Source organism: Bacillus sp. L_1B0_5 (genome assembly GCF_000836715.1).
Classification (GTDB): Bacteria; Bacillota; Bacilli; order Bacillales; family Bacillaceae_G; genus Bacillus_A; species Bacillus_A thuringiensis_S.
This window is the reverse complement of record NZ_JXIS01000068.1, coordinates 1-11,520: the sequence shown is the minus strand read 5'-3', so window position 1 is coordinate 11,520 and position 11,520 is coordinate 1. Positions and strand designations below refer to the sequence as shown.

The window sequence follows — 11,520 nt, the reverse complement described above, 5'->3', positions numbered from 1 at the left end:
ATTTTCTCAACATGAGATTCTCGATTTGCAGAACACACGCTCTTATTAATATGATAAAATATTCTGTAAATATAATGGAAAAGTGTTGCGTATTGAAATGAAGGGGGATAGTCACTTGAAATTTCATGAAAAAATTATGAGGATGATTGAAGATAGGGATGACTTAACAGCTACTAGTGTAGCTTGTAAAATTGGTGTTTCAAAACAATACATGTCAAAATTCAAAAGACAAGGAACAATTGGATTTTCTCAATTATTGAAGCTAGCACATATTTTAAGCGTTGAAGGGAAAAAAGCACACCAAACTATGTCCGAGTGGTGTTTAGAATTAGATACCACAGAGTCTATAAAACAAAGTTTTGAATATGCGTGTCTAACTCGTAATACAACCTTATTGGAACAATTAATACAAAAGCATAGCGAAGAAACTGGAACAATACGAGAATATGTTGAAGTGTATACAATTTTGTTTAAATATATTAAGAATATAATTAAGGGCTCAGAAATAACAAAGGAATTAAAGAAGATTGGCGCTACTAAAGATAAGGTTTTAGAAATATTAACAAAAATCATGGAATGCTATGAATATTACCATCTGAAAAAATTCAATATAATGTTGGAAACTGCAGAAGTGATTGAATCACTAGTGAACCAAATTGAAGGAGAAAGAAAATCCTTCATTAAAGAATGTTACAATTATCGTATTGCTGAATTGTTCGCACCGATTTTCCTACAAAAGAATAATGTAGATTTAGCTAGGAATTATGCTCAATTCTTAATTCATGCTAATGTTTGTACAAAAACAATCTCAGACGCATATTACATATTAGGTATGTCAAATGTATTAGAAAATAAAGAACAATGTTTGGTCAATTTAAAAAAGAGTTATTTATTAAGTAAGGAAATTGGTGATGCAGATATTGAACAAGAGGCTAGATATAATCTAGATGTTGCTAAAATCTATTTAGGGGTAAAACTAGACGAAGACGCCGACAATAGGTTATTGTTGTACCAAAAAAACCCAACATGTGAATTGTCAATTAAAGCTCTCCAAGATATAATAAGAGAAAGAGGAGACAAGGACTTTTTAAATTATTTCATAGCATGTTCTTCCAATGAAATCGAATGTTTATATGATTTGTTTTATCAATACTTCTACCAAGCTAATTATCTATTTTCAGCGATAGTAGCAAAAGAATTGTGTAATAGAGGGGATAAATCTTTGTTGACTCAATCGATGGTTAATTTGGGGAATGAAAAACAAAAAGGGGTTGTTGATATTGAAGAAATTAGTATTAACAGTTTGTACATTATTAACGGTGCTAACGGTGGGGTTGTCGTATAATGGAAATATGCAGATAGATAAAAAAATGCAAATGGTTGAAATTAAACCTGGTGGATAAGGATATTTTAAAGAGTGGATTAAAACCGCTCTTTTTTTATTGGTAAACTAAAATGAAAAAAATAAAAGTGATTTACTTTCTGAATTTTCCCTAGAGGAAAGGTTATAATTGGATTATAGCAGGTGAGGGGGATGGGAATGAAAAAAGAAAGTATTTTAAAGTCGTTTTTAAAATGTGTAGACTCACGTTCAAATAGTGAGTCTGAGTTTAATCAATTCATCGAAGTTGCATTTAATATCGAACAAAAAATAAAAAATAGCGATGAGTAACACTACATCACTATTTTGAAGTACTCTTTAATTTTTCTAGACTTTCCATCATTGTTAGCATGTTTTGTAAGACAATTTCTTGATGTTCCTCAGGTAGTTGTTCTAAACGGTTTTTTATGCTCAAGTACTTTCGATTCATATCAGCATCTAATTCACGAGAGTCAGATCGTCCTAAGAGATAATCAACAGGTACACCGAGAAAATCAGCTGCACGTTCAACAGTTTCTCTAGATGCAGGTTTAAATCCAGTTTCAAACTTAGAAACACTACCTGCAGTAACACCGATAGCTTGTCCAAGATCATGTTGTGTTAAATTTCGTTCTTTTCTTAATTGACGTAACCGATCTTTAAATTCCACAATAATCACCTCATAAGTGGTTTGTTAGGATTATTATAATATTTCCTAAGGGGAAAATCAATCCGAGCTATTTCTAAGAATAATTTAAAATACGAGTGAAAATATATCTTGAACTTTCCCTTAGGGAATGTTAAGGTGATTTACAACGATACAGAAAGGAGTTATTACATGAAAGTGATTAAGGACGAGACAAAATTAAAAGCAGCATTCAAAAAATCTGGATATAAGTATCAAGAGTTAGCCGATGAATTAGAAATATCCTGCAGCTACTGTTATAAGCTAATTAACAATCATAATTATAAAAAGAAAATATCATATAACTTAGCATCCAGAATGGCGCATGCATTAAAAGGAAACGTAGTTGATTTGTTTGAAGAGCAAGTCGATTTTTTTTAACAACAATATTCCCTTAGGGAATATAGGGGTGAGAGGGCCATGTCAGAAATTAATTATAAAGGGTTTATCATCAAGGAAACTTATGGCGAAAAAAATATCGAAGAAGTGTTTAAAGAAGCATATGAGTCGTTTTATGGGGTTGAAGTAAAAGTTGTTAAAAAGGAATTAGGAGCTAAACGAAACAGTGCAGCCAGTTAATGTTTAAACTTCATTGAGCAATAGCTTAATGAAGTGAGGGTATATATTGGACAAGCCTGAAAGGAGAGTAAAGAATGAAAAACGGAAAGAAATTGACTAAACGTGAAAAAATGCATCTTAAATTATATAGTTTAAATCCTAATAATTGGTTGGTTTTCAAGAAAGCTGGTGGAGAGCTGCATTTAGTACACCGTTATACTAACACAACTCGTGTAATTCCAAGTTTATAAGTTTAGGAGGGAATAAAATGGATCAATTAACAGTACTAGAGTTCAACAATGAAAGAATTTTAACGACAAAGCAATTAGCATTTATTTATCAAACGGATGTTAATAATGTGCAAAAAAATTTCAGTAATCATAAATCAAAGTTCGTTGAAGGCAAACATTATTTTTTCTTAGAAGGTGAAGAATTACGTTCCTTTAAACGCGACCTGAATAATATTCAGCTCGTGCCAAACAATGTAAACCAATTATATTTGTGGACAGAACGAGGGGCGAATAGGCATTGCAAGATTCTCGATACAGACAAAGCGTGGGAACAATTCGATTTCTTAGAAGAAACCTATTTCAATGCACGAGAGCAACAACGGCTTCCTACTGATCCAATGGATGTATTAAAACTTACATTCCGAGCATTAGAAGGTCAGCAACAAACAATTGAAGAGATAAAGTCAGATGTACAAGACTTAAAAGATAATACACCGTTATTCGCAATTGAATCTGATGAAATTTCTAATGCCGTAAAACGTCAAGGAATAGTATTACTAGGCGGAAAACAGTCTAATGCCTATCGAGATCGCGGATTAAGAGGAAAAGTTTATCGTGATATCTACAATCAACTATACCGTGAATTCGGAGTGAAAAGTCATAAAGCAATTAAGCGTTGCCACTTAAATGTAGCAGTGAAAATAGTTGAAGAATATACACTTCCAATTGTATTGAGTGAGGAAATATCTTTTGTAAATGCGCAAATGGATTTTACAGAAATGTAATAAGAATTGAAAACGAGGAGGTACTATATGGAAATTGAACCGATGTTCGCAACCTTACTAATGGAGCAAGAAATTATTGAAGAGAAACTTGTGCAAGGGATTAATGGATTCGAGTGGTTAGTTTTGCAAGTGGTGGTAGATCAGGAAAGAAAAGAATCTTTAGAAACTTGGGAAAGGCTACAAATTTTAGCAGCTAAAAAGAAAGTAAATTCTCTTACGTTATTCTCAGATGCAATTCGTATGGATGCAGAAACTTTTTATAACATATACGAACTTAATTGGTGGATGGCATTTAAAGAGGCTCTCACATATTTTTCTTTAATGAGACTACGGAATTATAACACGTATTTGGATGTGATAAAGAGTATTTTTAGCAATGAATTAGCGTTGGAACGAAAGGGGTAAAAATTAATGGATAATTTACAAGTAGTTGATGGGATCACAAAATCAGAACCAGATTACGGAGAGATATATTATCAGATGTTTGCTAAAAATCTACGTGAGTTGCTACAAAGGGTAAAAAGCACAGGGACATTCCATCAAGACTCATGTAAAAAAACGATTTTTTCGGGTGTGAGATTCATTAGATATACCAAAAGCGATGTATCAAGTTATGAATACTTAAAAGACAAGCTGCAATTAATAGGTTACTTACAAGAATTGATGAAAAAGGTAACTCCAAGAGAATTTATAAATATGTTTCCTATAACAAAATCCTATGACGGAGACAAATGGGAAGAGAAAGATTATTTCTTTACTATGAATCGCGCTAAAGAAATCGGGATGGATACTCTTATAGGAGAAAATATCTTAGAGTTTCTATACGATTACGACAATTGGGATATCACATGTTTTGCGGTTAGTTCAATGACAATTATAAGCAGAATCAGACGCATTGAAGGAGAAAAGTCTTTAGCGGAAGAGTTTTTTGAAGGTAAAGGACTTGATACTTATACGCTGCAATCTGGCCAGAAAGGGAAACAAAAGTTAATAAATAATCGTACTGGAGAAACTCAAGAAGTTCAGAAACCTAGACCAAGATATTTAAAGCCAGTCCAATGATCAATATTACGAAGGATTATAGACAAAAAAAGTAACTTGCGCCAACAAGTTACTAAATAAAAATACTTAAAAAAATACTTATTAGAAATATAACATACATGTCCAGTTTATGAAAAGAGGGGCATGATTATGCCCCTTAAATATAAGAGGTGTTTATATGAGCAAGTTAATCATAAATGAAGAACCTTTACTAGTTCTCCCATCATTAGCGAAGAGTATTGGATTAAATGAAGCGGTCTTTTTACAACAGATACATTATTGGTTAAATCGTTCTAACCATTTTTATGATGAAAGACGTTGGATATATAACAGTGCTGCACAATGGTCAAAACAGTTTCCTTTTTGGAGTGAAAATACAATTAGGCGTGTGTTGAAAAATTTAGAAGATACAAAGATTTTATTAATAGGTAATTATAATAAAGCGAAATTCGATAAAACCAAGTGGTACGCCATTGATTATGAAAAACTTCGTTTGCTCGAATGCACAAACGATGTACCCAAGTTGGGTAGACGATGTGACCAAGTTGAGCAGATGGAAGTACCCAACTTGAGTAAACCAATACCAGAGAATACACAGAGACTATCTACAGAGATTACAGAATATATAGTCGAGATAGTAAACTATCTCAACTCCACATGTAAAAAGAATTATCGGACCTCAACTAAGAAGACTCAAACATTAATAAAAGCAAGACTAGCTGAAGGCTATAAAGTTGAACAGTTCAAGAAAGTAATTGACATAAAGAAATCTCATTGGTTTGGAGATGCAAAATGGGATGAATATTTAAGACCAGAAACACTATTTGGAACAAAGTTTGAAAGCTACTTAAATAGCAAGCCAAAAACAAAGCAACATTCGGAAATGTCTGCTGAGGAACGGTTGAAACATTTCCAACAAGAAGCAGCGGAACAAGATGATTTGCCATTCTAGGGGTGTGCTAAATGGGGAGAGAAGAGCTTTTTCAAAAAGTGTTCAGTAGTGATCGAGAAGTGAGAAACTCAGTCAGTGTAGAGGAATTAATGAAGACTATGTCACTTGAAGAAGGTGCATGGTGTAAAACTTGTAAAATATTCGTTCCAATGATGCAGTTGCCTATCTACTTATTAAAACATTTAAAAGGCGCAAAAGTACCAGGCGTTAATTCGACGGGAAAAGTGCAACCAGTATGCCCGAAATGCTTGAGGAAACCATCCGCGGAACAAGATGAGATTAGATATCAGGATGTTGTAGAGGCAGCACAAAAGAGAATGCAACAAGGAGAACAAAATCGATATTTAATGCCAACACCAGAAAGATATATTGATGCTAGCCTTGAAAATTTTGAAATGAGAACGGGTGTTGAGAAGGCAGTTAAAGGTGCAAGATATTTCATTGAAAATATCTCAAAAAAGAAAGAAAAAGGGTTGTTTTTACAAGGTGGATTCGGATCTGGAAAAACAAGACTTTGTTATTCAATTAAACACACTTTAGAGAGTATGGGTCCTAAAGTAATTGTATATAACGTGACACAACTGTTAGATAGGATACGCTCTACATTTAGCAGTGATAAGGAAAGCAAAGCGGAAATTATGGCATTACTCATGAAGTGCGATGTATTAGTACTAGATGATTTAGGGGCAGAAAAGCCTTCAGAGTTTGCAGCAGAGTTTTTATATACGATTGTTGATTATCGATACAGTACTTGGAGACGAATGATTATTACAAGTAACTGTAGTGATGAGGAACTACAGGAACGTCTGGGCCATTTGCAAGGTGGACGTATTTTAGACCGGTTAAGAGAAGGGTGTTATAAGATTCCAATTACGGCAGGGAGTGCGAGGTAATGGCAAATAATAAGAGTGGAGAAATACTTGATGGTATTAAAGAGTTGCTGTGGAAATTAATAGTTAAAGCGAAAACTGATGAAAGAGTACGGGATTTTTTGGATGATTTTAAAAAAGTGTTAGAAGACAATAAACATTCAGCTAAAGAAGAACTTTCGGTAGCTTTTGCAAGGTTACAAGAAAAACACTTTCCTAACTTTGAAAAAGGAGAACCCAAAAAATGACTAAAGAAAGAGACCAAGTAAAAGCTGGAGTTAACGTTAGAGAAATGTCAGACACTGAATTTATGAAGAAGTATGGAAGGCTTGTTCATCATTGTGTTTGGAAACGATATGCGAAAAAAATGAAGAGTATAGAACATGATACAGGCTTAGATATAGAGGATTTAACTCAATTTGGGATGATAGGTCTTATTAAAGCAAGGGATAATTTTGATCTTGAGTATGGTTGTAAATTTTCAACGTATGCTGTTCCTAAAATTATAGGTGAAATTGGTCGAGCCATTCGAGATCATCAAAAGGTGAAAGTGCAACGGAGTGTATACAGTATAAAGGGGAAAATTCTGAGACAAAACCTAGAAGATGAAATTCCAGAAGAAATAGCAAGTATCCTAAATGAAGATATATCCGTAGTAAGCAACGCATTACATTATCAACCAGGTACACAGTCCTTGAATAAAGTTGTACACCAGTCTAACGGGAATGAAGAATTAACCTTGGAAAGCATGCTAGAGGATAAAAAAGCCGAAAACGTCGAGGATGTATCGATTAATAGAATGGTGATACAGTCATTTAAATCTCAATTATCACATAAAGAACACATCGTATTAGATATGAGTCTACAGAACAGGACACAACAAAACATTGCAAATGAAGTAGGGTGTAGCCAAGTTCAAATTAGCCGTATCCTAACAAAAATCAATAAAAATGCTGCTCAGTTTGGTAAAGATGGGGGTCTACAGGATTGATTGAAACAAAGGGAGTATGTATGGACCACGTGTCTTCTTTTAATGTAATACAATTTGAATTTTATAAGAAACGGGGAATAGAAAATGAAAAAGAAAATAATTGCAGGTTTAATGTCTATTATGGCGGTAACGGGTTTAGCTGGTTGTGGTACAGAAGCGGATACAGTTTCACATAATTTATCTAAATCAGCTGATTCGTTTGAGGTTCAACGAAGAGTAGTGTTCTTCAATGGTATAACTGATAAATACCTTTTAAGTATTGAAGGGTTATGCGCTTTAGACGCTGGTGATGGGAAGAAGATAACTGTAACTTGTAAGACTGGTGACGGTAAATATAAGAAGCATTACCTTGGATTAAGCGATAATGTAAGTTACTTTATTGAACAAACAGACGCTAAGTATGAAGATGCATACCATTACAAAGTACTGTTTAGACCTGAAGAAATTATTCCAGATATTAAGTTGCAGACAAGCCATAAATAAACAAAAGCATTATTTTAATCGGAATGGCAGGTAATTGACCAAATCACCTGCCAAGTGCCTAAACAGTTCGGAGGGGTAAAGCTCCGTTTTGAAAGAGTGTAGCTGACTCGTAAATAGTATGTGTAATGTAAAAAAGATTATTCGTATATCACACGGGATATTGAAAGGAGAATAGAAAATGAATACAATCACTATTAAATTTTGCCAAGGTACAGAAGCATGGAAAGATATGCAAGATGTTGCGAAAATGTTACAAGAGAAAGGGTATTCCGTTGAACCGTATGAAGAAATTGGAACTGTAAAACTAACTAAGAAAATCAATGACAAATTAGTGGATAAGAAACAGCAATTCAATTGTGACATTTGCTTTTTAAATAAGGATATTGAAGAAAAGTCTATTTATCAATTTGATGAGTCTGGTGACATTGTAGCGTGTATAGAGTGTGAGAAACAGGCATTTGAACAGTCGAAAAGCCAAACAAAATAGATATTTGAATAGAAAAGGAGAACGAAATGAAAACATTCAATATTACCTTTACTCAAATGAAAATGTATGAAGCAGTTGTTGAAGCAGAAACAATGGAAAAAGCAGTTGAAAAAGTTCGTAATTGCCATGTACAAGAGGATGATTTAATTGAGAAGGATATAACGATTAATGACTTGCGTGAGGTGCTAGTCAAAGAACAACAGTTCGAATGAATGGGGTGCTAAAATCACGTAAGAAAGGGCTTGTTTTTGATTGAGAATACAATAAGTCTAGGAAGTACTAAAACGGCTCGTTCAGGCTATAAATAGCGTTTAATAAGATTCGATTAAAAAATAGAGAGAAGGAAGTGTTGATGTGGCTAACTTAAAGAAAAAGAAGATAAAAAAAGCCATTGACCGACGTGCAAGAGCAATGGATAAGGAGAGAGTTACAAATGCATGGAGAAATATTTTTGTGCAAGCTGGCATCTTAAAATAAGTGAGGTGGCACACATAATGTTAGAGTGGCTAAAGGATTATCAAAAATTAGAGGATGAAATCATTTATTTGGAAAATGACTTATATAGAAGTAAACGAGAATTAAAACGCTGGGCTGGTGGTGATTTGTGGGAAGTACGTTTAACAGCTGAATCAGAAGGAGCGAAACTAGAAGATCGTATTGCTACTCGTGAACATGAATTAGCTTTAAAAATGAATGACATGTTTGATTTCAAAAAGGTAATTAGTACATTCCATGGTTTGGAACACAAGATCATGTATGGTAAGTATGTGGAGGGCAAAACATTGGAAAAGCTTGCTGAAGAGTTACACTATAGTCCGCGCTATATCTATAATAAACACGCGCAAATAAAGCGTATGATTGAATATGCACAGAAGTTAAGTTAACAAAATGTTAAGTTCACTTCAGTTCATGTTAACTATTGCAAAAAGAGTTTATAGTAATAACATAAAGAATTGATGAAAGGGCAACTGGTGCACGGTTGCTCTTTTTTATGTAGATCACTTTGTACAATATATTTCGATTTTGTAAAAGGTAATAGTGATTATTTTGTCGAAATAATAGTATTGGAAAGGTGGTGTTATATATGAGTGAAATGACATTAGAAAAATTAAAGGGTTGGTCTTCTACAGAGAGATATTCAAATGGATATTATAGAAAGGTTTATAACCTTATTGAAACTTTGAGTGAGAGTGGTATTTTACAAACTCTAGATAAAGGTCATGTTTTTTACCCACAGAATATATTTCTTGAGGAAGAAGACGTTGAATTTTTATTTATCTCAGAAAGATATATTTCTATTTGTAATATTGATGAGCAAGGTGATGTTCATGTACAAACTTTATCATTAAAGGAAATTAATAAAGTGGAATTGTTAAAATTGAATCCGGAGAAACGTACAGCGGAATTGATAGTTTATATTAACAATGAAGAGCCTATTATACTTTCCAATGAAAAAGATACTAATGAACATTGGGGTCGTAAGTTTTATGATTTAATATTAGAAATATATTCTGTATTAAAGGTAAAATAGTTTGTTAAATAAATACATTTGTTATTAAGTCGCACCGAAATGGTTGCGGCTTTTTATTATGCAAAAATTACATAGGTGGTGTAGAGATGAGTCTTATATTTCATAATGGAGATTTAAATAAGTTGGCAAGAGATACTTCACATGACAGTATCATTTTAAAAGTTGGTGAACAAGAGATTGTATCTTTGAAAAGTAATGGAGATATCTATGTCAAAGGTAAGCTTATTGAAAACGATAAAGAAGTTGTAGATGGCATGAGAGAGTTCTTGAGGTTATCTAGGTAAAGATAAGCGCAAACGTGTTGCATTTAAAAAGGATGGTGTTAAGTACATGAGTCCAGATGAGATATATGTAAAGCAAATGGATGCGTGGATTAAAGAACAAGAGGCTAGAAGAGAACAGATTGTAGTAACAATTAAAACTAGCTCTGAGATTGTGGAACAAAACAAGATACAGTTGCACTGGTTAGATAAAGGCTTGGGTCTTGCTAAAGAAGAGTTCGAGACTTGGAAGAAAGAAAATAATTATAAGGAGTGTGAATCTAATTGATTACTGAAACAAGAAAAACAATATCAGGTACAGAGTATTGGGATAATGAAAAGAAGAAGAGTCTATTTGTTCCTACAGGTGAAGAACCAGGGTTTGAAGTAACTGTTAATCCTGAGAGTATGATTGCTGATAAAGGATTTGCAACAGGAGGGTATTTGACTAAAGATACGTTGGCAATTGGTGAAGCAGGTACAGAACTTATCTTGAGTAATAAGACAATAAAAGAGTTACGTGAGTATGCTGATGAGCTAGGTATTGAAATCCCTTCTGATATTAAAAAGAAAGAAGACATCATTGAATTGCTATCATGAAGTACTGTGACTTCAATGGCTGCCGTAACAAGATAAGCAAAGGACGTTACTGTGAAGAACATAAGCGTAACAAGCCAAGGAAGAAGAAAGATAAGAAGAACATCTACCATCATGATAACAAATCATTCTATCGAACTGATGCATGGAAGTTTGTCAGGTCAAAGGTATATGAAAGAGAGAAGGGATGTTGTCAACGATGTGGACAGTTTGTCTTTGGTAGGCGTGCTCATGTTCATCACGTAATCCCAATCAAAGAAGACCAAACTCTTAAATTAGAAGAAAATAACTTAAGGTTACTTTGTCCAGTTTGTCATACAATCGAAGAAAATGAAGATAAACCGAAAAAAGTTTTTCCGAGTTATTTTGGAAGCCCCCCTATCAAAAGTTAAAAATTCTTCTCTGGGGAGGATAGGTAGCGTAGGGGGCATATCAATAGTTGCGCCATTTTTAAAAAATGAAGGGGGGTGTGAAAATGGCTCGAATGTCAAAGAAGAAAAAGTTGGAAATGCTAGATGTTGCAAGGGATGAAGAACGAAATAGAATCATAAAATTATTGACTGAAGATGACAATTTCACACCTTCATTAGAACCATTAATCGAAAATTATTTAGATGCTTTTATCATTTATAAAACTATGTTTGATGAATGGAAAGCTGATGGATTTGCTCCTACAAAAACGCATAAAAAC

General features: G+C 33.6%; 24 protein-coding genes. 23 read left to right on the top strand and 1 reads right to left on the bottom strand.

The annotated features are described in order from the left end of the window. The first annotated feature begins 115 nt into the window (after positions 1-115). A complete protein-coding gene (locus RT27_RS21315; RefSeq protein WP_231577681.1) occupies positions 116-1,345 on the top strand; it encodes an AimR family lysis-lysogeny pheromone receptor in 1,230 nt (409 codons plus the stop codon). A gap of 195 nt (positions 1,346-1,540) precedes the next feature. Further along, positions 1,541-1,672 carry a hypothetical protein gene (locus tag RT27_RS36135; RefSeq protein WP_269429663.1) on the top strand — a complete coding sequence of 44 codons (132 nt, stop codon included), beginning with the start codon at positions 1,541-1,543 and terminating at the stop codon, positions 1,670-1,672. A gap of 10 nt (positions 1,673-1,682) precedes the next feature. Here RT27_RS36135 and RT27_RS21310 read toward each other — a convergent pair whose 3' ends face one another. Continuing rightward, the gene (locus RT27_RS21310; protein WP_043937370.1) at positions 1,683-2,030 is read right to left on the bottom strand and encodes a helix-turn-helix transcriptional regulator; all 348 of its coding nucleotides are present in this window, start codon (positions 2,028-2,030) and stop codon (positions 1,683-1,685) included. 168 nt (positions 2,031-2,198) lie between these two features. On the opposite strand from RT27_RS21310, the gene RT27_RS21305 reads away from it, so the two are divergent. The 21 genes from RT27_RS21305 to RT27_RS21220 form a co-directional block, all read left to right on the top strand. Further along, entirely contained in the window at positions 2,199-2,426 is a 228-nt protein-coding gene (locus RT27_RS21305; RefSeq protein ID WP_043937368.1) for a helix-turn-helix transcriptional regulator, read from the top strand. 39 nt (positions 2,427-2,465) lie between these two features. After that, a complete protein-coding gene (locus RT27_RS35315; RefSeq protein ID WP_197077999.1) occupies positions 2,466-2,624 on the top strand; it encodes a hypothetical protein in 159 nt (52 codons plus the stop codon). Positions 2,625-2,698: 74 nt separating this feature from the next. Then, positions 2,699-2,854 (top strand): hypothetical protein, encoded by a 156-nt coding sequence (locus RT27_RS35310; protein ID WP_197078000.1) that lies wholly within the window; start codon positions 2,699-2,701, stop codon positions 2,852-2,854. Positions 2,855-2,871: 17 nt separating this feature from the next. Then, positions 2,872-3,618, top strand: a complete 747-nt coding sequence (locus RT27_RS21300) for an ORF6C domain-containing protein (RefSeq protein ID WP_043937366.1) — start codon at positions 2,872-2,874, stop codon at positions 3,616-3,618. A gap of 27 nt (positions 3,619-3,645) precedes the next feature. After that, positions 3,646-4,023, top strand: a complete 378-nt coding sequence (locus RT27_RS21295) for a hypothetical protein (RefSeq protein ID WP_043937364.1) — start codon at positions 3,646-3,648, stop codon at positions 4,021-4,023. Between the two features lie 6 nt (positions 4,024-4,029). Next, a complete protein-coding gene (locus RT27_RS21290) occupies positions 4,030-4,680 on the top strand; it encodes a hypothetical protein (RefSeq protein WP_043937362.1) in 651 nt (216 codons plus the stop codon). Positions 4,681-4,837: 157 nt separating this feature from the next. Next, the gene (locus RT27_RS21285) at positions 4,838-5,611 is read left to right on the top strand and encodes a conserved phage C-terminal domain-containing protein (protein ID WP_043937361.1); all 774 of its coding nucleotides are present in this window, start codon (positions 4,838-4,840) and stop codon (positions 5,609-5,611) included. Positions 5,612-5,622: 11 nt separating this feature from the next. Continuing rightward, on the top strand, positions 5,623-6,504 hold the full coding sequence (locus RT27_RS21280; RefSeq protein ID WP_043937359.1) for an ATP-binding protein: 882 nt from the start codon (positions 5,623-5,625) through the stop codon (positions 6,502-6,504). Beyond that, entirely contained in the window at positions 6,504-6,728 is a 225-nt protein-coding gene (locus RT27_RS21275) for a hypothetical protein (RefSeq protein ID WP_043937357.1), read from the top strand. The genes RT27_RS21280 and RT27_RS21275 overlap by 1 nt, the downstream gene beginning before the upstream one ends. Continuing rightward, complete coding sequence (locus RT27_RS21270) at positions 6,725-7,471, top strand: sigma-70 family RNA polymerase sigma factor (protein WP_043937355.1); 747 nt, start codon at positions 6,725-6,727, stop codon at positions 7,469-7,471. Before RT27_RS21275 ends, RT27_RS21270 begins: the two co-directional genes overlap by 4 nt. 84 nt (positions 7,472-7,555) lie before the next feature. Continuing rightward, on the top strand, positions 7,556-7,954 hold the full coding sequence (locus RT27_RS21265) for a hypothetical protein (protein ID WP_000726818.1): 399 nt from the start codon (positions 7,556-7,558) through the stop codon (positions 7,952-7,954). Between the two features lie 178 nt (positions 7,955-8,132). Further along, a complete protein-coding gene (locus tag RT27_RS21260) occupies positions 8,133-8,441 on the top strand; it encodes a hypothetical protein (protein ID WP_043937353.1) in 309 nt (102 codons plus the stop codon). 26 nt (positions 8,442-8,467) lie between these two features. Further along, positions 8,468-8,653, top strand: coding sequence for a hypothetical protein (locus tag RT27_RS21255; RefSeq protein ID WP_043937352.1), 186 nt, complete (start codon positions 8,468-8,470; stop codon positions 8,651-8,653). 142 nt (positions 8,654-8,795) lie between these two features. Beyond that, positions 8,796-8,918: a DUF3983 domain-containing protein gene (locus RT27_RS33890; protein ID WP_001284975.1), complete on the top strand. Its 123-nt coding sequence runs from the start codon at positions 8,796-8,798 to the stop codon at positions 8,916-8,918. Positions 8,919-8,935: 17 nt separating this feature from the next. After that, positions 8,936-9,325 carry a hypothetical protein gene (locus tag RT27_RS21250; protein WP_000895343.1) on the top strand — a complete coding sequence of 130 codons (390 nt, stop codon included), beginning with the start codon at positions 8,936-8,938 and terminating at the stop codon, positions 9,323-9,325. 200 nt (positions 9,326-9,525) lie between these two features. Beyond that, positions 9,526-9,972 (top strand): DUF3908 family protein, encoded by a 447-nt coding sequence (locus RT27_RS21245; RefSeq protein WP_043937350.1) that lies wholly within the window; start codon positions 9,526-9,528, stop codon positions 9,970-9,972. A gap of 86 nt (positions 9,973-10,058) precedes the next feature. Continuing rightward, entirely contained in the window at positions 10,059-10,256 is a 198-nt protein-coding gene (locus tag RT27_RS21240) for a hypothetical protein (protein ID WP_043937348.1), read from the top strand. A gap of 46 nt (positions 10,257-10,302) precedes the next feature. Beyond that, entirely contained in the window at positions 10,303-10,521 is a 219-nt protein-coding gene (locus RT27_RS21235) for a hypothetical protein (RefSeq protein ID WP_043937346.1), read from the top strand. Beyond that, entirely contained in the window at positions 10,518-10,832 is a 315-nt protein-coding gene (locus tag RT27_RS21230) for a Rho termination factor N-terminal domain-containing protein (RefSeq protein WP_043937344.1), read from the top strand. The genes RT27_RS21235 and RT27_RS21230 overlap by 4 nt, the downstream gene beginning before the upstream one ends. After that, entirely contained in the window at positions 10,829-11,221 is a 393-nt protein-coding gene (locus tag RT27_RS21225) for an HNH endonuclease signature motif containing protein (protein ID WP_043937342.1), read from the top strand. Before RT27_RS21230 ends, RT27_RS21225 begins: the two co-directional genes overlap by 4 nt. A gap of 83 nt (positions 11,222-11,304) precedes the next feature. Beyond that, positions 11,305-11,520: P27 family phage terminase small subunit (locus RT27_RS21220; RefSeq protein ID WP_043937340.1), on the top strand; the 216-nt coding region annotated here is incomplete at its 3' end.

Bases quoted from the DNA above. Each gene is read 5' to 3' on its own strand.
- RT27_RS21260 (WP_043937353.1), top strand. From the start codon at position 8,133: ATGAATACAATCACTATTAAATTTTGCCAAGGTACAGAAGCATGGAAA.
- RT27_RS21235 (WP_043937346.1), top strand. From the start codon at position 10,303: ATGAGTCCAGATGAGATATATGTAAAGCAAATGGATGCGTGGATTAAA.
- RT27_RS21285 (WP_043937361.1), top strand. From the start codon at position 4,838: ATGAGCAAGTTAATCATAAATGAAGAACCTTTACTAGTTCTCCCATCA.
- RT27_RS21250 (WP_000895343.1), top strand. From the start codon at position 8,936: ATGTTAGAGTGGCTAAAGGATTATCAAAAATTAGAGGATGAAATCATT.
- RT27_RS35310 (WP_197078000.1), top strand. From the start codon at position 2,699: ATGAAAAACGGAAAGAAATTGACTAAACGTGAAAAAATGCATCTTAAA.
- RT27_RS21265 (WP_000726818.1), top strand. From the start codon at position 7,556: ATGAAAAAGAAAATAATTGCAGGTTTAATGTCTATTATGGCGGTAACG.
- RT27_RS21240 (WP_043937348.1), top strand. From the start codon at position 10,059: ATGAGTCTTATATTTCATAATGGAGATTTAAATAAGTTGGCAAGAGAT.
- RT27_RS36135 (WP_269429663.1), top strand. From the start codon at position 1,541: ATGAAAAAAGAAAGTATTTTAAAGTCGTTTTTAAAATGTGTAGACTCA.
- RT27_RS21255 (WP_043937352.1), top strand. From the start codon at position 8,468: ATGAAAACATTCAATATTACCTTTACTCAAATGAAAATGTATGAAGCA.
- RT27_RS21305 (WP_043937368.1), top strand. From the start codon at position 2,199: ATGAAAGTGATTAAGGACGAGACAAAATTAAAAGCAGCATTCAAAAAA.
- RT27_RS21245 (WP_043937350.1), top strand. From the start codon at position 9,526: ATGAGTGAAATGACATTAGAAAAATTAAAGGGTTGGTCTTCTACAGAG.
- RT27_RS21225 (WP_043937342.1), top strand. From the start codon at position 10,829: ATGAAGTACTGTGACTTCAATGGCTGCCGTAACAAGATAAGCAAAGGA.
- RT27_RS21280 (WP_043937359.1), top strand. From the start codon at position 5,623: ATGGGGAGAGAAGAGCTTTTTCAAAAAGTGTTCAGTAGTGATCGAGAA.
- RT27_RS21300 (WP_043937366.1), top strand. From the start codon at position 2,872: ATGGATCAATTAACAGTACTAGAGTTCAACAATGAAAGAATTTTAACG.
- RT27_RS21295 (WP_043937364.1), top strand. From the start codon at position 3,646: ATGGAAATTGAACCGATGTTCGCAACCTTACTAATGGAGCAAGAAATT.
- RT27_RS21275 (WP_043937357.1), top strand. From the start codon at position 6,504: ATGGCAAATAATAAGAGTGGAGAAATACTTGATGGTATTAAAGAGTTG.
- RT27_RS35315 (WP_197077999.1), top strand. From the start codon at position 2,466: ATGTCAGAAATTAATTATAAAGGGTTTATCATCAAGGAAACTTATGGC.
- RT27_RS21290 (WP_043937362.1), top strand. From the start codon at position 4,030: ATGGATAATTTACAAGTAGTTGATGGGATCACAAAATCAGAACCAGAT.
- RT27_RS21270 (WP_043937355.1), top strand. From the start codon at position 6,725: ATGACTAAAGAAAGAGACCAAGTAAAAGCTGGAGTTAACGTTAGAGAA.